Raw genomic sequence first — 21,873 nt, 5'->3', positions numbered from 1 at the left:
AAAATGGGATTCTTCACATTTTGGGGGCGGCGAAGCCGCCCTTGGAGCGCCGCCGGAGCGCGTGGAGTTTCGGCCCCCGAGGGCGCAGCGAGGCCCCGGAGCGGCCTGAGAGTGGTCTCAGGCAAACCTCAGACAGGGCCCTCAGACAGGGCCCTCAGACGGGGCCCTCAGAGAGGGCCCTCGGACGGCGGCCTCAGAGCCCTGGACCTAGACGGGTCCTCAGAGCGTGGATCTCAGACGGACCTTAGACGGACCGCAGACGGGTTCTCAGATGGACCTCAGCAGCTCCCGTGTGCGGGCGACGCTCTCCGCCGATCCGAACGGCGAGGCCACGAAGTCCGTCACTCCCGCGGCGGCGAGGTCGTCGAGCCGGCGGGCGACCGTCTCCTCGTCGCCGACGACGGCCACCTGGCCGGGCCTCTCGGCACCCTCGCGCTCAAGCACCGCGCGGTAGGAGGGGAGTTGACCGTAAATCTCGAAGATCTGGTCCGCCCTGGCGCTCGCGGCCTCCGCGTCGTCGGTGACGCAGACCGGCAGCGCGCACACGATGCGCGGAGCGGGCCGACCGGCCTCCTCGGCCGCCTTGGTGATCGAGGGGGCGATGTGCTCGGCGACGGCCTTGCGCCCGGCCATCCACAGCACCGTGCCATCCGCCATCGCACCGGCGAGCTTGAGCATGCGCGGGGCGAGCGCGGCGATCAGGACGGGCATGTCCGGGGCCGGGGGTGCGCTGAGCTCAAGGTTCGCCCGCAGGGTCTCCCCCTCGAACGACACCGGTTCGCCGCGGAGCAGCGGAAGGAGCACCGAGAGGTATTCCCTCATATGCCTGGCAGGCCTGTCGAAGCTGTAGCCGTACATGTCTTCGATCACGATCTTGTGCGACAGCCCGATGCCGAGGGCGAACCTGCCGCCCACAGCGGCATTGACGGTGAGCGCCTGCTGGGCGAGCACCCCGGGGTGGTGCGGGTAGGTGGGGACGACCGCCGTACCGAGCTCGATGCCCGGGACGTTTCTCCCGACCACGGCGAGAGCGGTCAGCGCGTCGAACCCGAAGATGTGCGACAGCCATACGGAGGAGAAGCCGTCGGCGGCGCTCTGCGCCACCTGCCGCTCCAACGCGTCGATCGCATCCGACGGTCTGCTCTTCGACACGTCGTTGTTGAGCATTATCCCCATACGCACAGCACTCGCCCCGTTTCCGATCGAGACCACGCCGGGCCTCCGGAGATCCGGAGGCCCAGCGCCCGTCGCCGACCAGTCTAGATCGCCATGAACCCGCCTAGATCGGAGCCCTCGCCGCGCATGTGTCGGGCGTGTGCCGCGCGCAGGCTGCGGGATCGGCCGCGGGGCCGAAACGGTGCCGCCGCTCTGGTTCTTCGCCTCCCTGGACACTCCCCCGCGGAGATGCTCGTCGGAAGATTCAGGCGGCCTCGTGGAGCAACCTGCGGACAAGCGCGGCCACGGTGCGGACCGATGCGAAGTTCTCCGAGAGGAAATCGCGATCGGAGATGCGTATTCCGAAGAGATCCTCGCACTGGACGCGTAGTTCGACAACGCCGAGGGAATCCAGGCCGTGGACATGGCGCAGGCTGTCGTCGAGACCGATCCGGTCGGCCTGGGCCCCCGGCAGGAGGTAGGCCACCATGATCTTCTTGATCGTGTTCTCGATTTCCATAATCCCCTCAGAGATCCTCGGGTCGGATAGAGAAATACGAAGTCAACAGCCCATGACAATGAGGACTAAACCACCCCATTGCCAATAATGCGCCACTCAAACCGCAATAATCGCCAGGTCGTATATCTAACCTAATTTCCACCCATACATCCGACAGCGCGACCGATCGTAATGTCACTCTTCCGGGCTGTCAATTCGGGCATTTACTACCATTTACCTTTTCGGTCATGACGTATCTTCGTGTACCACCAGACCAAGAGTAGCAACTAATAGCCATAAACAGCTAAAACTATTGCGCTTTCATGGAAAGCCTGGTGTACTGCGGCCCGCTTTCTGGCCGACTCCACGCCGCTATCGGCTCCGGAGAAAATCGTTCCAGGACCATTCGAGGCCCATTCGAGGCCTATCCGAGAGCCGTTCGAGGGCCGTTCAGGACGCGCGGGCCGTTCAGGACGCGGGCCGGCCGCCCTGGTCCGCCTGCGGGACGAAGCGGATGTGCTGCACAAGGGCGGCGGCAGTACGGCTCAGCACGGTGACCCCGGCCGCCGGAGGAAGCGAGCCGGCGCTCGCCCGGTCGACCAGCACCCGCCACCGCCGGCAGTGCCGCGCGAAGGTGATCCGCGAGATCACCCTGCCGCGGGCGTGCTGCCCGGCGAGGGCCGTCTCCGGCTCCACATCGAGCATGATCAGATACATGTCGCGGTTCATGCGCCGGGCGAGCCAGGCGAAGCCGTACAGAAGGTGGGGCCAGGTGCCGCGCGTGTGGGCGACGACCGTGTGGCCGCCCATGACCGCGCGGGCCACCCGCCAGGTATGAGTGGTGTGCACCAGGGGCGTCTGGAGGCGGGACGGCACCGGGCGCAGGACCCGGCCCCACCGCTTGCGGGCCTGCCGGGAGTCGATCACCAGCACACCCCCCTCGGCCACGACCGGTTCGCTCTCCTCACCGGTCAGGCTGTAGAGCCGCTCCAGCAGGGTGCTCTTGCCCGCCCCCGGGAGCCCGGAGAGCATCACCAGCGATCCCGTGGGGTAGCGCAGCTCGTTGACAGACGCCTGACTGGCCGGTGTGGCGGCCATCGCGTGCACCTCACAGGGGTAGAGAACCATGCCCATCACCTGGTTCAACGTCCGGGCCGCCGGAAACGAGCCCGGATTCACCGTAAAGGTGATCTATGACAGAACTTTGGCGGGGGTGCGCTGACCTGGGCCGTGCCGTGCCCTGCCGTGCCCTGCCGTGCCGTGCCGTACGGCCGCCCAGGGTGGGCCGCCGACGGCGATGCGGAGCTGCGCACCACTTGTGGCGGTTTGTCACTCTCCGTAGAGGGGACACCCACGCTACGGGGTATGCGGAGGTGCGCGGGGCGTTTCAGGAGACGGCCTATGGCCGATTCCTCACGCTGCTCATACGCGCCCACCGCCTAAGCTACTACGAATCATAGTAGGTCGGCCGTCCCACCAGGAGTCGCCCATGTCCGCAGACGCCCTCCATCGACGGCTGTTCGGGCTGCTCTCGCTGTTCAGCCCGCGTATGCACACCAAGGTGCTCCGACGTTACTTCAACTGGTGGCACCGTAGCCCCGACCCGTGGAAACTCCAGGTCAGCCTCTACGAGTTGAACAAATACCGGACGACACTTGACCACGTGCCGCGGGAGCCGTACACCCGCATCCTCGACGCCGGGTGCAGCGAGGGCACGTTCACCCACCTCCTCGCCCGGGAGCACCCCGGCGCCGAGATCGTCGGAGTGGACATCTCCGAACGCGCACTCGCCCGCGCCCGCGCCCGAGGCGAAGGGCCTCGCTTCATCGCGGCCGACCTCACCGACCCCGGCACGATCGGCGTGTTCGATCTGGTGTTCTGCGCGGAGACCCTGTACTACCTCGGCCGGGACGAACGGCTGCGGCACGTGTCGAGGCGCCTGCGCGACCTCGTCGCGCCCGGAGGCGTGCTGGTGCTCGTGCACCCCTGGCCCGAGGCGCGGCGGCTGCATCGCCACCTCGAAGGCGACCCGGTCACGCGGCGCATCGCCGAACACGTGGAGAACGACCCTCACAGGCCGTTCTCTGTGACCTGCTACCGCCGCCTCTAAAGCACCTCGCCGACCCCGCCGCGCACCTCGGGCACCTCGGGCACCTCGGGCTCCCCGGAGAGGGCGGCGAGAACGTCGAGGATGTGCTGCCCGTACTTCGCGAGCTTACTCTCCCCCACCCCGCCGACCTCGCCGAGCTCCGCCAAGGACGAGGGCGTCCGCGTCGCCACCTCGCGGAGCGTCGCGTCATGGAAGATCACGTAGGCGGGCACGCCCTGCTCCTTCGCCGTGGCCGCGCGCCACGACCGGAGCCGCTCGAACACCTCCGTCGCCTCGGGCGTCAGCTCGACCGGCGCCGGACGGCGCTGCCCGCCGGACGGCGAGGCCGACCTCCTGGCGTCGGCGCGCGGCCGGTCGCGGCGCAGCCGTACCTCCCTGCGCCGGGAGAGCACGTCCGCGCTTGCCTCGGTCAGCACGAGCGTGCCGTAGTCGCCCTCCACGGCGAGCAGCCCCTGCGCGAGAAGCTGGCGCGCCACCGCCCGCCACTCGGACTCGCCGAGCTCGGCGCCCACCCCGAACACCGTCAGCCTGTCGTGGCCCCACTGCTCGACCTTGGGGGTCCTCTTACCGAGCAGGATGTCGGTGATCTGCCCGACGCCGAATTTCTGCCCCCGCTCCCGCTGCAACCGCACCACCGTTGAGAGCATCTTCTGCGCGGCCACCGTGCCGTCCCACGCCTCCGGCGGGAACAGGCACGTGTCGCAGTTGCCGCACGGGGCGGCGGCCCGCTCCCCGAAGTAGTCGAGCAGGCGGCCCCTTCGGCACTCGACCGTCTCGCAGAGCGCCAGCATCGCCGACAGGTGCTCGGCGAGGTTGCGGCGGTGGGCGTCGTCGCCCTCGGAGGTGTCGATCAGTTTGCGCTGCTGGGTGACGTCCTGCAGGCCGTACGCCAGCCACGCGGTGGCCGGCAGGCCGTCCCGCCCCGCCCTGCCGGTCTCCTGGTAGTAGCCCTCGACCGACTTCGGCAGGTCGAGGTGGGCGACGAAACGCACGTCCGGCTTGTCGATGCCCATGCCGAACGCGATGGTCGCCACCATGACCACCCCCTCCTCACGGAGGAACCTGGCCTGGTGCTCGGCGCGGGTGCGCGCGTCGAGACCCGCGTGGTACGGCAACGCCGGGATGCCGTTCTCCACCAGGAACGCGGCAACCTTCTCCACCGACGCCCGCGACAGGCAGTAGACCACCCCCGCGTCGCCGGGATGCTCCTCGCGCAGCAGCCTGAGAAGCTGCCGCCTCGGCTCGTTCTTCGGCTCGATGCGGTATCTGATGTTGGGCCGGTCGAAGCTCGCCACGAACCGGCGCGCCCCCGAAAGGCCGAGCCGCCGCACGATCTCCTCCCGCGTCGCCGGGGTCGCCGTCGCCGTCAAGGCCACCCTCGGCACGTCCGGCCAGCGCTCGTGCAGCATGGACAGCGTGAGGTAGTCGGGCCTGAAGTCGTGCCCCCACTGGGACACGCAGTGGGCCTCGTCGATCGCGAACAGGGAGATCGTCCCCCGTTCGAGCAGTCGGCGCGTCTGCTCGGCGGCGAGCCGCTCGGGCGCCAGGTAGAGCAGGTCCAGCTCCCCCGCCGCGAACTCCCCCTCCACCCGGCGGCGCTCCTCGGCGCCCTGCGTCGAGTTGAGGAAGTCCGCCCGCACCCCGAGCGCCCTCAACGCGTCGACCTGGTCCTGCATCAGCGCGATCAGCGGCGACACCACGACGCCCGTGCCGGGCCGTACGAGCGCCGGGATCTGGTAGCACAGCGACTTGCCGCCGCCCGTCGGCATGAGCACCAGGGCGTCGTGGCCCGCCACGAGATGGTCGACGATCTCGCGCTGCCCGTCGCGGAAGGAGCCGTAGCCGAAGACCCGGCGCAGCACCTCGGCCGCCTCGGCCGCCTCGGCCGCCTCGTCCGTCTGGGGACCGCTGTCGGGGGAGAGCATCGGACCATTCTACGAAGATCCCTCAACCGCCACCGAGCCGCCGGAGATACGTGCGTGATCGTCCCGTACGGCCGAAGCCGCCCCGCCCGCGTGGGAGGTGGTCGAGGCGGCGGTCGGTGATGGGGCCTCTCCCACCTGGTGAGGGGGTGTTCGCCTAGGTGAGGCCGTGTGCGCGGTCCGGGAGCGTGGCTACGATGCCCGGTAGCATGTGGTGTCTCACCTGCGGCGAGGGAGGTCTCCGATGCGCGGCCTGGGCGAGCTGGAATCTACGATCATGGATCGTATGTGGTCCTATAACCGTCCTGCGTTGGTGCGGGAGGTGCTCGAAGACCTGCGGAGCGAGCGCGAGATCGCCTATACGACGGTGATGACGGTGATGGACAAGCTCCACACCAAGGGTCTGCTCAAGAGAAAGCCGTTCGGCCGGGCCTATGCGTATGAGGCGGTGGCCACCAAGGAGGCCTACACGGCCGAGTTGATGCGCGATTCCCTGGCCCAGAGCGGCAATCGGGCGGCGACTCTCGTGCATTTCCTGTCGCGGCTGACGCCTGAGGAGGCCGAGGCTCTGTCGGCGGCGCTGCAGGTGGTTCCGGCCAAGGGTCGCGACCGGTGACGGTCGCGCTGCTGCTCGCGGCCTATGCGGTCGTGGCGGCCGTGGTGCTGCCGAGGGTGCTCGGGGCGGTGGCGTGGGCGGAGCGGGCGCCTCGTCTCGCGGCGGGGATGTGGCAGGCGGCGAGTGCCTCCGTGGTGGTGTCGGCGGTGCTGGCCGGACCGGCGTTCGCCGTACCCCCGTCGTCGGTGGGGCACGGGCTGGCGGCTTTCTTCGCGGCCTGTGCCGATCTTGTCCTCGCCGCCTGTGCGGAGCTGCTGTTCGGGGCCGGGGCGCTGCCGGCGGGGGCGTGGTTCGCTCTTGCCGTGTCCGGACTGATCGGCGCCCGTGTGGTGTACTGCGGGGCCGCCGAGCTGATCGGGGCTCGTACGCAGCGGCGGCGGCACTCGGAGATGCTGGCGCTGCTGGGCCGGCACGACGACGATCTCGGTGCCGTGGTGGTCGACTACGAGGAGCGGGTGGCGTACTGCCTGCCGGGACGTCCGGGGCAGGCCGTGATCACCACGGGGGCGCTCAGGTCGCTCACCTGTGAGCAGGTGGCCGCGGTGCTGGCGCATGAGCGCGCGCATCTGGCGGGCCGCCACCATCTTGTGCTCGCGGCGTCGGCCGCGCTGGCCCGGGCGTTTCCGTTCGTTCCGCTGTTCGTCCGGGCGGACGCGGAGGTGAGGCGGCTGGTGGAGCTGCGGGCCGACGACGTCGCGGCGCGCAGCCACCGCCGGATCGATGTCGCGGCGGCGCTGGTGGGGCTGGCCACGGGCCGGGCGCCGTCGTTCGCGCTCGGCGCGGGCGGCGAGACGGCGCTGGCGCGGGTGCGCCGGATGCTGGCGCCTGAGCGTCCGCTGGAGCGCGGTGAGCGGCTCGCCGGGTTGATCACGGTGGGGGTGCTGCTGGCGGGGCCCGCCGCCGTGGCCCTGCTCCCGGGGGTGGCGGCCTTCCTGGCCCACCACTGCAACGCGATCATCATGGGAGCGCCCGGTATCTACTACGGCCCATAGGAGATAGCCGTACACTGACGGTGGAGGTGAGGGGCGTGCCGCCTTTGGGGCAGGCGGGGCGTCCTTCCCGGCGGGGCCGGTGGCCGACGTAGTTTCCGACCACACCACGTCAGTGAGGCAATTTCATGCGATCCATCGATCGGCGGGCTTTTCTCCGCGGGGGACTCGGACTCGCCGCGGGCGCGACACTCGCGGGATGCGCCGCCGAGACAGGAGGCGGGCAGGGCGCACCGCCCACCACGCGGGCCTTCGTCGGATCCGGCGACGGCGCCGTGGCCGCCGCGGAGGCGAGGAGGAGTCCCGGGGCCGTACGCGACTTCACGGTCAGGGCCGTCGAGCAGACCGTCGACCTCGGCGGCAGGACGGTCAAGACCTGGAGCTATGAGGGCCGCGTCCCGGGCCGGGAGATACGGGTCACGGCGGGCGAGGTCGTCCGGGTGCGCCTGCGCAACGACCTGCCCCAGGACACCACGGTCCACTGGCACGGCCTGGCCCTGCGCAACGACGCCGACGGCGTGCCCGGCATCACCCAGGACCCGATCCCGCCGGGGCGGGAGCACGTCTACGAGTTCACCGCCGCCACGGCCGGCACCCACTGGTTCCACCCGCATACGGGCACACAGCTCGACCGCGGGCTGTACTCCCCGATCATCGTCGAGGACCCCGCCGAGGACCTCGGCTACGACGCGGAGTGGGTCGTCATGCTGGACGACTGGCTCGACGGCGTCACGGGCACCCCGGACGAGGTGTTCGCCGAGCTGTCGGGCGGCATGGGCGGCATGGGCGGCATGGGCGGCATGGACCACGGCGCCATGGGCCACGGCGGCGGGTCGCAGACACCCTCCGCCGCGCCGGAGGGGCGGGGCTTCATGCTGATGGGCGCGAGCAGTCCCCTGCTGGGCGGGGACGCGGGCGATGTGCGTTATCCGTACTATTTGATCAACGGGCGGCTGCCGAGCGCGCCGGAGACCTTCACCGCCAAGCCCGGCGACCGGGTGCGGATCCGGTTCGTCAACGCGGGCGGCGACACCGCGTTCCGCGTGGCCCTCGGCGGGCACCGCATGACCGTCACGCACACCGACGGCTTCCCCGTGGAGCCGGCGCCGACCGACGCCCTGCTGATCGGCATGGGCGAGCGCTACGACGTCCTGGTCACGCTCAAGGACGGCGTGTTCCCCCTCGCCGCCCTCGCCGAGGGCAAGAACGTCCTGGCCCGGGCCCTCGTGCGCACCAGCCGTACGGCTCGCGCCCCCGGGGCCGGCGCCCGGCCGCGCGAGCTCGACGGGCTCGTGATCGGCTACGACCGGCTCAGCCCGGCGGGAGCCGTACGGCTGCCTCAGCGCACCCCGGACCGCACGGTGAGACTGGAGCTCACGGGCGGGATGATGAACTACGACTGGGGGATCAACGGGCGGAAGTACGACCCGGAGACCATCGCCGAGGTGCGCGGCGGCGAGCGGGTGCGGCTCTCGTTCGTGAACCGCACCACCATGTGGCATCCCATGCACCTGCACGGCCACACGTTCGCCCTTGAGGGCGCGGGTGCGCGCAAGGACACGGCGATCGTGCTGCCGAACCGGACGCTCAATGTGGACTTCGAGGCCGACAACCCGGGGATGTGGATGATCCACTGCCACAACCTCTACCACGGAGAGAGCGGCATGATGACGCTGCTCGGCTACCTGAAGTAGGCCCTTACGGCGCACTTACCTACTACTTGGCATAGTTGAAACGGCCGGGCGGAGCGTCGCCCGGCGGGCCTCCGTGAGCCGCCTGTTCACGTCCGGCCCCGCCGGGTGCACGACGTGCACGCCGTGCGCCACGCGGACCGCCGGTCCGGGAAAGAAGGCCACCTCCGGCCGGACCGGCACGCGGGCCCGGAGCGCATCCCCCACCCGCCGGCGCGGAACCGCGCCCGCCCACGCCCCGTAAGGCCGGGCGCGGTTCCGGCATCCCACGCACGGGCGCACAGATCCCACGCACGTTGCGCACCGTGCGCGTCAGGGCACGTCGAACACCGTGAGAACAGCCGCGTGGTCGGAGGTCCACTGGTTGTTCTGGTGGTCGGGGATGGCGGTGGGCACGCCCTCGACGACGGCGGCCGAGCTCTTCACCCGCATGTTGCCCTTGTAGTGGATGAAGTCGATGCGGTCCAGCGGCTCGGGCTCGCCCTTGTGCGAGTCGTGCCCGTAGCCACCGGTGAAGGTCTTGTAGATCGGCGACCACGTGATGCCAGGGGCGGCCTTCGGGTCGGGGTTGGCGACCCGGTAGGAGTCCTTCATCCCCGCCCGCTCGGGCAGGACCGAGGTCGGCCAGGGCACGTCCCTGTAGCCGCAGCGCGAGTTCGCGGCGGTCCAGTCGAGGTGCGACGGGGCGTTGAAGTCGCCCATGAGCAGTACGGGGGTGCGGTCCGCGGCCCGCAGATCGGACTCCATCGCTCTCATGATCCCCTCGATCTGCCCAGTGCGCTTGGACTGCGCCTCACGGTCGAGGAGCTGCTGCACGGTCATCTTGCCGAAGCAGGCGTCGTAGGGGCCGTACGGCGTGTAGCCGAGGTGGGCGTTCCACAGCGCGATCTTCTCGCCGTGCCGCTCGTCGAGTTCGATCGTGACGTTGGACACCGGCAGTCCCGACACGGACGGCAGCGGGCCCCGGGAGACGATGGGGTAGCGGCTGATCACGCCGACGTCGGCGCCGGCCTGGTAGTGGTCCCAGCCGAGCGCGGCGGCCAGTTCGGCGGCCGAGACGCCGGAACTCTCCTGCAGGCCGACCACGTCGATGTCGTGGTCGAGCAGGAACTTGAGCTGCTTCTCCCGTCCGCCCTTGACCTGCGAGCCGCCGTGCCACAGGTTCCAGCTCAGGGCCTTCAGCTCGGGCACGAGCCGCGCCCCGGGCGGGCGCACGTCGATGGAGAGCTTCGCCGTACGGCTGTCGCCCGCCGCGTTGGCGGCGCGCACTTCGACGACGGAGGTCGTGGCCGACTCCGCGGCGGGCGGGGTGCCGGTCACCGCGCCCCTGGCGTCGACCTTGACCCAGCTCGGCCCGGACACCTTCTGGAAGGCCATCCCGTCGGTGTCGCCCCGCAGCAGGCCCTGGACGGTCGCGCTGTAGGCGCTCTCCGCGCGGGCGTTGCGCAGCGGGATCGTCTCGGTGACGAACCGGAGCCGCTCACCGCTCGTCACGCGCAGCTTCACGGGCTCGGCCAGCCACTTGTAGCCGTCCTTGGCCAGGGAGAACGCGATGTAGTTCCCCGGTTCCAGCCCGGTCGTGGGCAGTTCGACGGTGCCGTTTCCGTGCGGGGTGTACGCCCACGTGAGGGAGGGGCCGACGTAGCGCTGGTCGACGGGGCCGTTGCCGGGGTCGGTGTAGAGCCCGATCCAGTTCTTGGCGTCGAGCGCCGTCGTCGTGTAGGTGAAGGTGATCGGTCGGCCGGCCTGGACGACAGCGGACTTCACGGTGAGGGTTCCGCCTGGCGCCGCCGCGGTGGATGCCCCCTGCGGCGACGGCGTGCCGGAGGCCGCGGGCGTGGCGGCCGAGGCACGCGCGCCGGCGGGGTCGGCCACGGCGAGGGAGGCCGTGGCGGTGATCGCGGCGAGGGCGGCAGCCGAGATCAACGGGATCCTGCGCATGAGACTCCTTGTTCACTGGTGAGCGTCAAGAAGCTTCTGGGACAAACGTTACGATAGGCCGTCCTCCCGCTGTCCGGGCCGCACACATCAAGACCCGTCTCGGCGAACATCTCCCATCACGGTGGATGCGTGCGTGCCCTCAGTGCCGCCCTGCCGCGGATCGGTCAGGAGCGGACCAGGCGGGCGATGGCGTCGGACGCCTCTTTGATCTTGGCCTCGGCCTCGGCTCCTCCCTGGCGGGTCGCCTCGGCCACACAGTGGGCCATGTGCTCCTCCAGCAACGACAGTGCGACCGCCTGCAGCGCCCGGTTGACCGCCGACACCTGGGTCAGGATGTCGATGCAGTATTTGTCCTCTTCGACCATCCGCTGTAGACCGCGAGTCTGCCCCTCGATCCGGCGCAACCGCTGGAGGTGGTCCTCTTTTGTAGGGCTGTATCCCACCATCGTCTGGCTCTCCCTTCGCTCTGCCGTTCTCCCTGCCCTCAGGAACACCATACCCCCCCACCGTATTCCGTGCTCGGTGTCGAGCGGCAGGCGTCATTGCCGCCTCGCCTCCGAACTCCTCCCGTATCGTGGGCACGTGTGGCTGTTGGTGATTGTTGGTGGGCCTTCCTGCCTGAGTGATGGGATCGGTCCCCGTGCCACGCCAGCCACCGCACGAGCACACGAGCACACGAGCACACGAGCACACGAGCACAGCAACCGTAAGGGCATGAAATTCCCGATCAGGCGTTAATCGCAGGCATGGCACTCATGAAATGAGGGTTCGTGGTCAGCATTGAGGCTGTTCTCGGCATGGCGGCGGTAGCTCTAGGGATGGTCGTGACACCCGGCCCCAACATGATCTACCTGGTGTCGAGAACCCTGACCCAGGGGAGACGTGCAGGGTTCATCTCCCTGGCGGGCGTCGCCGCCGGGTTCCTCATCTACATGGCCGTGGCCGCCGCCGGACTGGCCACGGTCTTCGCGCTCGTTCCCCAGCTCTTCACCGCTGTCAAGCTCGCCGGAGCCGCCTATCTCCTCTGGCTCGCCTGGCAGGCCGTACGGCCCGGCGGACACACGGTGTTCGCCCCCACGCGGATGTCCACCGACCGGCCGCGCAGGCTCTTCGCGATGGGCCTCCTCACCAACCTGCTCAATCCGAAGATCGCGATCCTCTACGTCTCACTGCTTCCCCAGTTCGTCGACCCGGAACGCGGCGCCGTCGCCGCCCAGAGCCTCGCCCTCGGCCTCACCCAGATCAGCGTCGCGCTCACCGTCAACGGTCTGATCGTGCTCGCCGCCGGTTCTGTCGCGGCATTTCTCGCCGGCCGGCCGCTGTGGCAGCGTATTCAGCGCTACTTCATGGGAACGATTCTCGCCGGGCTCGCCATAGGCGTCGCCGCCGACCGTTGAAACACGCCCCTGAGCCCGGCTCGTGAAATCGGGCGTCCTCAAGATCTTGATGCCCGTTGGTGTCGCTGCTAGTTTTCACTCGGAAGAATCACGGCCCGCCGCATTTCCTGCGCGCAATCGCGGGCCGATCAACGGCGGCGCGGCGGCTGTGCCGTACAAGCGATTCGCCTGTGCATTTCATTCTTCTCTCGCACCATCTCACCACTGAGCGGTCGCCATCCGGCCGGCGGGACTCGGTCCGCCGACGCACGACCGCGTTGAAACGCACTCCCACCGCGATGTCCCGCAGGTCCACGCAGCGCGTTGAAGGAGAACCCGTGTCTGACTTGGTGCTGGGCCTTTCGGCCCACTGCCCCGACAGCGCCGCGGCGCTGATCGCCGATGGTGTGCCGCTGGCCGCGGTGCAGGAGGAACGATTCAGCAGGCGCTGCCACGACCCCTCCTTCCCAACGCTCGCGATCGAATACTGCCTGCGCGAGGCGGGAGCCGGACTCGATGACGTCGCCGCGGTCGCCTACTACGACGATCCCACGCCGGGCACCCGGCACCGGCCGGCCGAGTTCCGCCGCACCCTCACCCGGCGACTCGGCTGGAAGCGCCGCGTCGCCGGCACCGTCGGCCGGAGCCTGTCCGGATTGCGGCTCGGCCAGGTCCCCGACATCCTGATCCGCTGCCACGACGAATCGCGTGCGGCGTCGGCATTCTTGCCGAGCCCGTTCGAATCGGCCGCCGTCCTGTGCCTCGGCGGCGCCGGCGATCTGGCCTCGACCACACTGTGGCACGGGCGCGGCAGCCAGGTGCACAGGCTCACCGATATACGCCTTCCCCATTCACTCGGAATGCTCTATGAGGCGTTCATGTATTACTGCGGATTCCGATCGGGGTCCGGGGAATTCGATATCGCCGGGCTGGCGCCGTACGGTGAACCGCGTTACGCGACGCTCATCCGCGAGAAAATCGTGCAGATCCAACCGGACGGCTCCTTCCGGCTGAACACCCGCTATATCAAGAATGTCCGCGGCCAGGTGGTGACCGGGCGCGCGTTCGGCAGGCTGTTCGGCGGGCCGCGCCGCCTTCCGCACGCCCCGCTGACCGATCGCGAGCTTGATCTGTGTGCGTCCGTCCGGCTCGTGGCCGACGACATCGTGGTGCGCCTCGCGCGCACGGCGCAGCGGATCACCGGGGAGAGCAGGCTCTGCGTCGCCGGCGGCACGGTGAAGACGGGCGGGTGCCCAGGCGAGACGTGGACGCAGCCCGTCGGCGGCAACGCGGGCGGCACCCTGGGGGCCGCGTTGGCGGTCGCGGCCGACCGCGGGGCGCCCCGCCCGCTCCTCGGCGGCGGCGACGGCATGGCCTTCTCCCTCCTCGGCCCCGCCTACGGCGACGAGGAGATCGACGCCTTCCTCAGGGAGAACGAGATCCCGCACACCCGTCCCGCTCCCGCCGCCCTCGCCCGCGACGTCGCCGCCGAGCTCGCCCAGGGCCGGGTCGTCGCCTGGTTCTCCGGCCGTATGGAGTTCGGCCCGGAGCCGCTCGGCGCGCGCGCCGTCCTCGGCGACCCGCGCGACCCCGACATGCAGTCCGCCATGAACCTCAAGGTCACCTTCCGCGAGTCCCACCGCCCCCTCACGGCCTCGGTGCTCGCCGCGGACGCCAAGGACTACTTCCGCCTCGACCGGGACGGGCCCTCCATGCTCACCGCCACCGAGATCTCGTCCTCCAGACGCGTCGACCAGGCGGGCGGCACCACCGCCACCGGCCTCAACCTCCTGCACGTGCGGCGCTCCACGATCCCCGCCGTCACCGACGTCGACTACTCCGCCCGCGTCCACCTGATCGACGAGCAGAGCAACCCGGCCTACCACCGCCTCCTCGCCGCCTTCAAGGAGGCGACAGGGTGCCCGCTGCTCGCCGCCGCCCCGTTCAGGATGCGTGGCGAACCCGTGGTGAGCTCCCCGGGCGAGGCATACGCCTGCTTCATGCGCACCAACATGGATGTACTCGTCCTGGGATGCTTCCTCCTCTACAAACGGGATCAGCCGATGTGGCGCGAAGCGCGGGACTGGCGTGAGGCCATCCGCCTGGACTAGTCCTTGACGGGTTCTCGAATGGACTGCATGAGTCTCCACACCGACGTGGATGGATTCCTCATATAGTTCTTCCCCTCGGGATCAGCAGCCCTTGCCCGCCGACAGGCATCGCCCACTCCGTCCTGGAAGTCCGCAAATTTAGTGCCGCCTTTGCTCCACGTCGGCATCACGCGCTTCGATGCTCTCTCGGCGCCGCCGGCCGTCTGGAACGGAGCACGGTGGTCCTCGCGATGAAGCAGGAGCCAGAAGTCGAAGCACGGGGTCGAAAGAGCAAGCATGACTTTTCCGTCGGCCTCCGCCAGCATCCGCTCAGCCAGCCCGTGATCAAGTTCGGTGTCGAGGACGCACCAAATCTGCACGGTCCTGATCGGCACGCTGCGAGACCTTGAGAGGTCGAGCGAAGCGGCCTGCGCTGCGCGCGCCGCCCCGCGGGCCGGGCCGGGACACACGAAAAAGCCCCCACCCGTTTCCGAGGTGAGGGCCTGCCGGTGTGGGCGCTACTGGGTTCGAACCAGTGACCCCTCGCTTGTAAGGCGAGTGCTCTACCGCTGAGCTAAGCGCCCGGACGCACGTGAGCCAACCATACGGCACCAAGGCCCCGACTGGCACATCAACGTGAGCGGGTTCCAGTGGGGGATCCCTCGCTTGTAAGGCGAGTGCTCTACGGCGCCGGGGGGAGGGACAGCGGGACGGTCCAGGTGCCGCCGATGCCGGGGTCGCCGGCGGCGTGCCAGCCGAGGAGGGCGGCGCCGAGCATGCCGGCGTTGACGCCGAGGGCGGCGGAGTTGAGCGGGGGGGCCTCGCGGAAGGCGAGGCGCTTGGAGAGGCGTTCGCGGAGGGGGTCGGAGAGGGCGGACCCGGCCTCGGCGAGGCCGCCGCCGAGGACGATGACGGCGGGGTCGAGGAGGAGGGTGTAGCTCGCGAGGGCGAGCGACAGGGCCTCGACGGCGTCGTTCCATACGGCGACGGCGACGGGGTCTCCGGAGCGGGCGAGGGAGACGACCTGTTCTGCCCGGGTGCCGGGGCGGGCGGCGCGCAGGCTGTAGCGGCGGCCCACGGAGGCGGCGGAGGCGTAGGTCTCCAGGCAGCCGATCTGGCCGCAGGCACACGTTTCGCCGTCGGGGAGGACGGGGATGTGGCCGATCTCACCGCTCCAGCCGGCGGCGCCGCCGTACGGCTCGCCATCGATGATCATGGCCCCGGCGATGCCGGTGCCGATGGGGAGGAAGAGGAAGTCGGTGCATTCCCGTCCGGCGCCGAGGACGCTCTCGGCGAGGCCGCCGGTGCGCACGTCGTGGCCCAGCATGACGGGAACGTCGAGCGAGGTGAACTCCTCGGCGGGGACGTCGCGCCAGCCGAGGTTGGCGGCGTAGACGGCGGTGGTGGGTGTGACGAGACCGGGAACGACCAGGCCGACGCCGGCCAGGCCGCTGTGCTCACGGCCCGCTTTCGGCCGCAGGGGGCCGCGCCGGTCGCCACCGGGATGTCCGGTGGGCAGCGTGTCGCCCAGGCGGGTGAGGTGGGTGATGAAGGCCCTGATGGTCTTGACCACGGCTTCGGGCCCGTGTTGTCGGGGCGTCGCTCGGCGCTCGGTATGCAGGATAGTGCCGACCCGATCGACAAGAGCGCCCTTCATGGAAGTGCCACCGACATCTAGGGCAACCACGAAGGACCTCATGCAGCACCCTCCCGCGGGGTAGATTGCTCGATTATGAGCAATATAGGGGGCGATCGGCATTTTGATCAGCCCCCATCCCCCCTTGCGGTCAGTCCCCTGGTCGCGGCGCCGCGGCGCGGCCCAGGACACGGCTCAGCGCGGCCTCTACCTCGGCCGACAGCCCCGGGGGCGCCCCCGAGGTGACGAGCTGGTCGGGGGCCTGCGCCGGCCGTACGGCACCGCAGCCGCGGCACTCGACCTCGCCGAGTCTGCAGATGAGAGCGGTGGAGCCGCACGCACGGCAGGAATCGAGATCGCCGGTGTGACTCTGCTGACAGTCCGGGCAGACGAGCACCTGCGTCTCGTGGCGTACACCGCGCTTCCACGGGCTCGCGCCACGCGCCGGGTCGATCTGCCTGGCCCCGCATCGATAGCAGGGCATCGTCGCCTCCATCGGAGTGGGATGAGGGTCGGATTCAGATGTCGCCGACTGCGCCCCCGTGGGCGCACCGGGGCGGGAGACGGTGCACGGGGGGTGACGCCGGCCGATGGGCCCGCTGCCTAGATGTCGGCGAGCGCCTTGCGGTAGTCGGCGATGTCGCGGGCGTCGGGAAGCGCCTTGACGACCTTCCAACGCACCACGCCCTGGCCGTCGATGATGAAGGTGCCGCGGCGCGCGAGGCCCTTCGTCTCATCGAACACACCGTACTTCGCCGCGACCTGTCCGTGTGGCCAGAAGTCGGAGAGCAGCGGAAACGGATATCCCTCCTGATCCGCCCAAGCCCTGTGGGCGAACATCGAGTCGACGGAGACGGTGAGCACCTGCACGTCATCCGGAGCCGTGGGCAGGAGGTCGTCGCGGAGGGCGCCGAGCTCGCTGTGGCAGACGCCGCTGAAGGCCAGGGGGTAGAAGACCAGCACGACCTTTTTGCCCCGGTAGTCCGACAGCCTGACCGGCGTGCCGTGCTGATCCATCAGCTCGAACTCCGGTGCGGCGGAACCGACGTCAACGGTCATGTCACTGGATTCCCTTCAGGGGGCGCCGTGGGCGGATGCCACCATCCTCCCGCATCACGGCCCGGGTCGCCGGTGCGCCCCGTCCCGGGCGTGGCGCCCGTCCGGCCGTCCGGAGCGCGCCCCGGCCCGTCCGGCCGTCCGGAGCGCGCCCCGGCCCGTACGGCACCGCCCGAGCGGCCCGCCGGCGCCCGGCCGACCCGGCCGACCCGTTCACGCCGGGCCGATCGGCCGCCGGTTCACAGGGCCTCCGGCCACAGGGGGGGTCGACAGGCGAGTTCGCCTGTGAGACGGCATGAGGAGCTCGGGCGGGCGCCGTACGGCCGACCGGTCCCGGCGGACCGATCACCCGTGCGCCCGCTCCCGTGCCGTGCGGCCCCCGCCGCACGGCGAGCGATGATTCCGTCCCGGCATAAGCGCCCGGCGAAGGGGCGGCTATGCCTCTATGGCCGATCTCATAGTGGCCGACGATCTCGTCATCGCCGAAGGTCGCGAAGGTCGCCCGCGACCGGCTCCGGCCTCGTGACCGCCGCTCGGCGCCGCGCGCATTCGGTGCCGAGCGCGCGAATGGGCCACGCGCGCGAACGGGCCGCGGGGCCGATCGGCCTCGCGTGTGGAACCGGCTGACCGGAGGTCCCGGCCGGTCCGGTCACGGTCCGTACACGACTGTCCGGCCTGTGGAGCCGGGCCCGAGTTCAGCGGCGCGCCTTCGGCGCGACCAGCCGAGTGCCCGACCAGTCGCCGGCGGCGCTGATGCTGCTGGTCTGAGACAGCCCGGCCGTCGTCGCGTCCTCCCCGATGTCACTCGGCTCGACGTGGCCCGCTCGGCCCGCCTTGGGCGTCAGCAGCCAGATCTGTCCCCCGTCCGTGAGGACGGCCATCGCGTCGCTCAACGCGTCGAACAGATCGCCGTCGCCGTCGCGCCACCACATCAGCACGACGTCGACGACGTCGTCATAGTCCTCGTCGACCAGTTCGCTGCCGGTCAGCGCCTCGATCGAATCGCGAAGCTGCTCGTCGGCGTCCTCGTCCCAGCCGATCTCCTGCACCACCTGACCCGGCTTCAGCCCGAGTCGGTCGGCCAGGCCACGCTCGTCCTGCGCCTGACCCGCGGTCGCGCTCACGTGTATCCCTCCTGCTTGGGTGGCCCCTCAACTGTGCCCATGTGGGCCTTTGTTTCGGCACAGTCCACACGCTGTGACCCATCGTCGTCAACGGTCGCCACGACGACAGCCCCAGTCCTCATGAATCAAACAGACAAAATAGACAGTCGTCAGCGGTGGTCCGGCCATCCGAGAAGCCGTCCGACGGCCCCGCCCCGGTGGCCGCGGAACAGCGACCACCGGCCGTTTCGCCGCCGAGGCGGCCGTGCGATGTCACACGTGTGATCCTATTGCCCCTACGGGTTGCGCTGAGCTGGAACGACGATCGTGTCCGGGCCCGGGAAGACCAAACCCGTGTGTCCGTCGTCGAACCGCACCACGAAGGGCGGCCCTCCCCCCGCTCCGCGCACCTCGATGATGTCGCCTTGCCTGTCCGGCTCCCCCACGGCATTACCGTGCATAAGGAGACGGTCCCCCACGGTCGCGTACATGCTGTCTCCCCCCGTTACTTCCTCTCTTCCCAGATTCATACGTCTGACTGCTCCCGAAAAGGGGTACCCCGATGTAACGTTTGTCCCTAAATCGTCCTACCATCGGTGGTCTAGGCCACGATCCCGTCCCTGCCAGCACCGACTTCCCGGTTACCGGGCGGTAGAGATGCGTTTTCCGCAGCGAGCGGCCAGGATGGAAGTGTCCTAGACAACAAGATGAAGAGGCTTCACAAGACCATCCTCGGAAGGCGAGACCCAGTGGCTTCCGGACGCCAGCGTTTCTCGATCATCAGTGACGGCCTACCCAGCCAGCTGCCTGATGTCGACCCCAGCGAGACCCAGGAATGGCTCGAATCTCTTGACAACGTGGTCAAGACGGAGGGAAGGACACGCGCCCGATACCTGATGTTGCGCCTGCTGGAGCGAGCGCGTGAGCACCAGGTGGGTGTGCCCGGTCTCCGGAGCACCGACTACATCAACACGATCCCACCCGAGCGCGAGCCGTGGTTCCCCGGCGATGAATACGTCGAGCGCCGCATTCGCGCCTATATCCGGTGGAACGCCGCCGTCATGGTCACCCGCGCCAACGCGCGCACCAACGTGGGCGGCCACATCGCGACCTACGCCTCGGCCGCCTCGCTCTACGAGGTGGGCTTCAACCACTTCTTCCGCGGCAAGGACCACGGCGAGTCGGGCGACCAGGTCTACTTCCAGGGCCACGCGGCTCCGGGCGTCTACGCCCGCGCCTTCCTGGAAGGGCGCCTGAACGAGGCCCAGCTCGACGCCTTCCGGCAGGAGCTGTCCCACGGCTTCCACGGCCTCCCGTCCTACCCGCATCCGCGTCTGATGCCGGACTTCTGGGAGTTCCCGACGGTCTCCATGGGCCTCGGCTCGATCTCGGCGATCTACCAGGCGCGGTTCAACCGCTACCTGCTCAACCGCAAGATCAAGGACACCAGCCGCAGCCACGTCTGGTGCTTCCTCGGCGACGGCGAGATGGACGAGCCGGAGTCGCTCGGCGCCATCGGGCTCGCCGCGCGCGAAGAGCTCGACAACCTGACCTTCGTCATCAACTGCAACCTCCAGCGGCTCGACGGCCCGGTGCGGGGCAACGGCAAGATCATCCAGGAGCTGGAGTCGTTCTTCCGCGGCGCGGGCTGGAACGTGATCAAGGTCGTCTGGGGCCGCGACTGGGACCCGCTGCTCGCGCGCGACGTGGACGGCGTCCTGGTCAACAAGATGAACACGACGCCCGACGGTCAGTTCCAGACCTACAGCGTCGAGTCCGGCGGCTACATCCGCGAGAACTTCTTCGGCGACGACCCGCGCCTGCGCCGCATGGTCGAGCACCTGACCGACGACGACATCCGCAAGCTGTCGCGCGGCGGGCATGACTACCACAAGGTCTATGCCGCGTTCAAGGCCGCCCGCGAGCACGTCGGGCAGCCCACGGTGATCCTCGCCCAGACCATCAAGGGCTGGACCCTCGGCAAGGACTTCGAGGCGCGCAACGCGACGCACCAGATGAAGAAGCTGTCGAAGGCGGAGCTCAAGGAGTTCCGCGACCGGCTCTACCTCGAAATCCCGGACAAGGATCTCGAAGGCGACCTGCCCCCCTACTACCACCCGGGGCCGGACAACGAGGAGATCCAGTACATGATGGAGCGCCGGGCGGCGCTCGGCGGCATGCTGCCCAAACGGGTCATGCGCGCCAAGCCGCTCAAGCTCCCCGGCGACGACGCCTATGCGGGCCTGCGCAAGGGCTCCGGCAAGCAGGCCATCGCGACGACGATGGCGTTCGGGCGCCTGCTCAAGGACCTGATGCGCGACAAGGAGCTCGGGTCGCGGATCGTGCCGATCATCCCCGACGAGGCCCGCACCTTCGGCTTCGACGCGATGTTCCCGACCGCGAAGATCTACTCCCCGCACGGGCAGACCTACGACGCGGTGGACCGGGAGCTCCTGCTCTCCTACAAGGAGTCCGCCGAAGGGCAGATCCTCCACGAGGGCATCAGCGAGGCCGGGTCGATGGGCTCGGTGCTCGCGGCGGGCACGGCCTACGCCACGCACGGCGAGCACATGATCCCGGTCTACATCTTCTACTCGATGTTCGGGTGGCAGCGCACCGGCGACCAGATGTGGCAGCTGGCCGACCAGATGGGCAGGGGCTTCCTGCTCGGCGCGACCGCCGGCCGCACCACGCTCAACGGCGAGGGCCTCCAGCACGAGGACGGCCATTCACCGCTCATCGCCTCGACGAACCCCGGGGCGATCTCCTACGACCCGGCCTGGGCGTTCGAGATCTCGCACATCGTCAAGGACGGCATCCGCCGCATGTACGGCGACAGCCCCGAAGACGTGTTCTACTACCTGACCGTCTACAACGAGCCCTACCAGCAGCCGGCCGAGCCGGCGGGCATCGATGTGGAGGGCCTGCTCAAGGGGCTCTACCTGTTCGCCCGGGCGACGTCCGACCACGCCCCTCGGGCCAACATCCTGGCCTCCGGCGTGGCCGGCCCGTGGGCCTTGGAGGCGCAGCGCCTGCTGGACGAGGACTGGGGCGTCTCGGCGGACGTCTGGTCGGCCACGTCGTGGTCCGAGTTGCGGCGTGAGGCCCTCGCCTGCGAGGAGCACAACCTGCTCAGCCCCGACAGCGAGCAGCGCGTGCCGTACGTCACCTCGGCCCTGTCGGCGGCGAGCGGCCCGTTCGTGGCCGTGAGCGACTACATGAAGGCCGTGCCGGACCAGATCGCCCAGTGGGTTCCGGGCGACTGGACCTCGCTCGGCACCGACGGGTTCGGCCTGTCCGACACCCGGTCGGCGCTGCGCCGGCACTTCCACGTCGACGCCACGTCGATCACGCTGGCCGTGCTGACCCAGCTCGCCAGGCGCGGCGAGGTCAAGCCCGAGGTCGTGCGCGAGGCCATCGCGCGCTACCACCTCAAGAACGGCGTGACCGAGGCGTCCGGCGCGGAGAGCAACGACGCCCAGTCGATGGGTCTCTGATCAGTCTCTGATCACGCGAGGTCGACACCAGGAGGGCGCCCCCGGCGAGAGTGGGGGGCGCCCTTCATGAAATTTCCCCCGGAATTCGCGTCATGATTCCTGGCGTCGGCCGTACGACCTGGTGAGGCGGTGTGCGAGGAGGGAGCACGCCGCCTCTTCTCGTTCTCCGCATCACGGGCCTCGGCGCGGCGC

Annotated in this window: 19 protein-coding genes and 1 tRNA gene; 7 read left to right on the top strand and 13 right to left on the bottom strand. The window is 69.6% G+C overall.

Annotated elements, in window-relative coordinates:
* Positions 1-267: 267 nt before the first annotated feature.
* The 3 genes from BLQ73_RS04760 to BLQ73_RS04750 all read right to left on the bottom strand — a co-directional run bounded on the left by BLQ73_RS04760 (position 268) and on the right by BLQ73_RS04750 (position 2,782).
* Positions 268-1,176: an LLM class F420-dependent oxidoreductase gene (locus BLQ73_RS04760; RefSeq protein ID WP_245690800.1), complete on the bottom strand. Its 909-nt coding sequence runs from the start codon at positions 1,174-1,176 to the stop codon at positions 268-270.
* 244 nt (positions 1,177-1,420) lie between these two features.
* The gene (locus tag BLQ73_RS04755; RefSeq protein ID WP_093168587.1) at positions 1,421-1,675 is read right to left on the bottom strand and encodes an acyl carrier protein; all 255 of its coding nucleotides are present in this window, start codon (positions 1,673-1,675) and stop codon (positions 1,421-1,423) included.
* A gap of 447 nt (positions 1,676-2,122) precedes the next feature.
* On the bottom strand, positions 2,123-2,782 hold the full coding sequence (locus BLQ73_RS04750) for an AAA family ATPase (protein ID WP_245690789.1): 660 nt from the start codon (positions 2,780-2,782) through the stop codon (positions 2,123-2,125).
* Between the two features lie 361 nt (positions 2,783-3,143).
* On the opposite strand from BLQ73_RS04750, the gene BLQ73_RS04745 reads away from it, so the two are divergent.
* A complete protein-coding gene (locus BLQ73_RS04745) occupies positions 3,144-3,764 on the top strand; it encodes a class I SAM-dependent methyltransferase (protein WP_093168585.1) in 621 nt (206 codons plus the stop codon).
* On the opposite strand, the gene recQ is transcribed toward BLQ73_RS04745, so the two are convergent.
* Positions 3,761-5,689: a DNA helicase RecQ gene (gene recQ / locus BLQ73_RS04740; RefSeq protein ID WP_093168583.1), complete on the bottom strand. Its 1,929-nt coding sequence runs from the start codon at positions 5,687-5,689 to the stop codon at positions 3,761-3,763. The genes BLQ73_RS04745 and recQ overlap by 4 nt on opposite strands.
* 241 nt (positions 5,690-5,930) lie before the next feature.
* Here recQ and BLQ73_RS04735 point away from each other — a divergent pair, with 241 nt between their 5' ends.
* From BLQ73_RS04735 to BLQ73_RS04725, 3 genes are all read left to right on the top strand, one after another.
* Positions 5,931-6,302: a BlaI/MecI/CopY family transcriptional regulator gene (locus tag BLQ73_RS04735; protein WP_093168581.1), complete on the top strand. Its 372-nt coding sequence runs from the start codon at positions 5,931-5,933 to the stop codon at positions 6,300-6,302.
* Positions 6,299-7,294 carry a M56 family metallopeptidase gene (locus BLQ73_RS04730; RefSeq protein ID WP_093168579.1) on the top strand — a complete coding sequence of 332 codons (996 nt, stop codon included), beginning with the start codon at positions 6,299-6,301 and terminating at the stop codon, positions 7,292-7,294. The genes BLQ73_RS04735 and BLQ73_RS04730 overlap by 4 nt, the downstream gene beginning before the upstream one ends.
* Positions 7,295-7,419: 125 nt before the next feature.
* Positions 7,420-8,985: a multicopper oxidase family protein gene (locus BLQ73_RS04725; RefSeq protein ID WP_093168577.1), complete on the top strand. Its 1,566-nt coding sequence runs from the start codon at positions 7,420-7,422 to the stop codon at positions 8,983-8,985.
* Positions 8,986-9,294: 309 nt separating this feature from the next.
* On the opposite strand, the gene BLQ73_RS04720 is transcribed toward BLQ73_RS04725, so the two are convergent.
* Both BLQ73_RS04720 and BLQ73_RS04715 read right to left on the bottom strand, forming a co-directional pair.
* A complete protein-coding gene (locus BLQ73_RS04720) occupies positions 9,295-10,923 on the bottom strand; it encodes an endonuclease/exonuclease/phosphatase family protein (RefSeq protein ID WP_218125618.1) in 1,629 nt (542 codons plus the stop codon).
* A 164-nt stretch (positions 10,924-11,087) separates the two neighbouring features.
* The gene (locus BLQ73_RS04715; protein WP_093168575.1) at positions 11,088-11,369 is read right to left on the bottom strand and encodes a metal-sensitive transcriptional regulator; all 282 of its coding nucleotides are present in this window, start codon (positions 11,367-11,369) and stop codon (positions 11,088-11,090) included.
* 324 nt (positions 11,370-11,693) lie between these two features.
* Here BLQ73_RS04715 and BLQ73_RS04710 point away from each other — a divergent pair, with 324 nt between their 5' ends.
* Both BLQ73_RS04710 and BLQ73_RS04705 read left to right on the top strand, forming a co-directional pair.
* Complete coding sequence (locus tag BLQ73_RS04710; protein ID WP_093168573.1) at positions 11,694-12,320, top strand: LysE family translocator; 627 nt, start codon at positions 11,694-11,696, stop codon at positions 12,318-12,320.
* Positions 12,321-12,637: 317 nt separating this feature from the next.
* Positions 12,638-14,410: a carbamoyltransferase family protein gene (locus BLQ73_RS04705; RefSeq protein WP_093168571.1), complete on the top strand. Its 1,773-nt coding sequence runs from the start codon at positions 12,638-12,640 to the stop codon at positions 14,408-14,410.
* Here BLQ73_RS04705 and BLQ73_RS04700 read toward each other — a convergent pair.
* The 7 genes from BLQ73_RS04700 to BLQ73_RS04670 form a co-directional block, all read right to left on the bottom strand.
* A complete protein-coding gene (locus tag BLQ73_RS04700) occupies positions 14,407-14,784 on the bottom strand; it encodes an RloB family protein (protein WP_176955274.1) in 378 nt (125 codons plus the stop codon). The genes BLQ73_RS04705 and BLQ73_RS04700 overlap by 4 nt on opposite strands.
* Positions 14,785-14,901: 117 nt before the next feature.
* A tRNA-Val gene (locus BLQ73_RS04695) sits at positions 14,902-14,973 on the bottom strand.
* Between the two features lie 98 nt (positions 14,974-15,071).
* Positions 15,072-16,046 carry an ROK family protein gene (locus tag BLQ73_RS04690; RefSeq protein ID WP_245690788.1) on the bottom strand — a complete coding sequence of 325 codons (975 nt, stop codon included), beginning with the start codon at positions 16,044-16,046 and terminating at the stop codon, positions 15,072-15,074.
* Positions 16,047-16,176: 130 nt separating this feature from the next.
* The gene (locus BLQ73_RS04685; protein WP_093168737.1) at positions 16,177-16,509 is read right to left on the bottom strand and encodes a hypothetical protein; all 333 of its coding nucleotides are present in this window, start codon (positions 16,507-16,509) and stop codon (positions 16,177-16,179) included.
* A 119-nt stretch (positions 16,510-16,628) separates the two neighbouring features.
* Positions 16,629-17,084 (bottom strand): peroxiredoxin, encoded by a 456-nt coding sequence (locus tag BLQ73_RS04680; protein WP_093168565.1) that lies wholly within the window; start codon positions 17,082-17,084, stop codon positions 16,629-16,631.
* A 692-nt stretch (positions 17,085-17,776) separates the two neighbouring features.
* On the bottom strand, positions 17,777-18,205 hold the full coding sequence (locus tag BLQ73_RS04675) for a DUF3052 domain-containing protein (protein ID WP_093168563.1): 429 nt from the start codon (positions 18,203-18,205) through the stop codon (positions 17,777-17,779).
* 275 nt (positions 18,206-18,480) lie between these two features.
* Entirely contained in the window at positions 18,481-18,675 is a 195-nt protein-coding gene (locus BLQ73_RS04670) for a DUF1918 domain-containing protein (RefSeq protein WP_093168561.1), read from the bottom strand.
* A 258-nt stretch (positions 18,676-18,933) separates the two neighbouring features.
* On the opposite strand from BLQ73_RS04670, the gene aceE reads away from it, so the two are divergent.
* On the top strand, positions 18,934-21,681 hold the full coding sequence (gene aceE / locus BLQ73_RS04665; protein WP_093168735.1) for a pyruvate dehydrogenase (acetyl-transferring), homodimeric type: 2,748 nt from the start codon (positions 18,934-18,936) through the stop codon (positions 21,679-21,681).
* Positions 21,682-21,873: the final 192 nt, after the last annotated feature.

Source organism: Sinosporangium album (assembly GCF_900100605.1).
Lineage (GTDB): Bacteria > Actinomycetota > Actinomycetes > Streptosporangiales > Streptosporangiaceae > Sinosporangium > Sinosporangium album.
The sequence above is the reverse complement of the archived record's forward strand: the minus strand, read 5'-3'. Positions and strand labels throughout refer to the sequence as shown.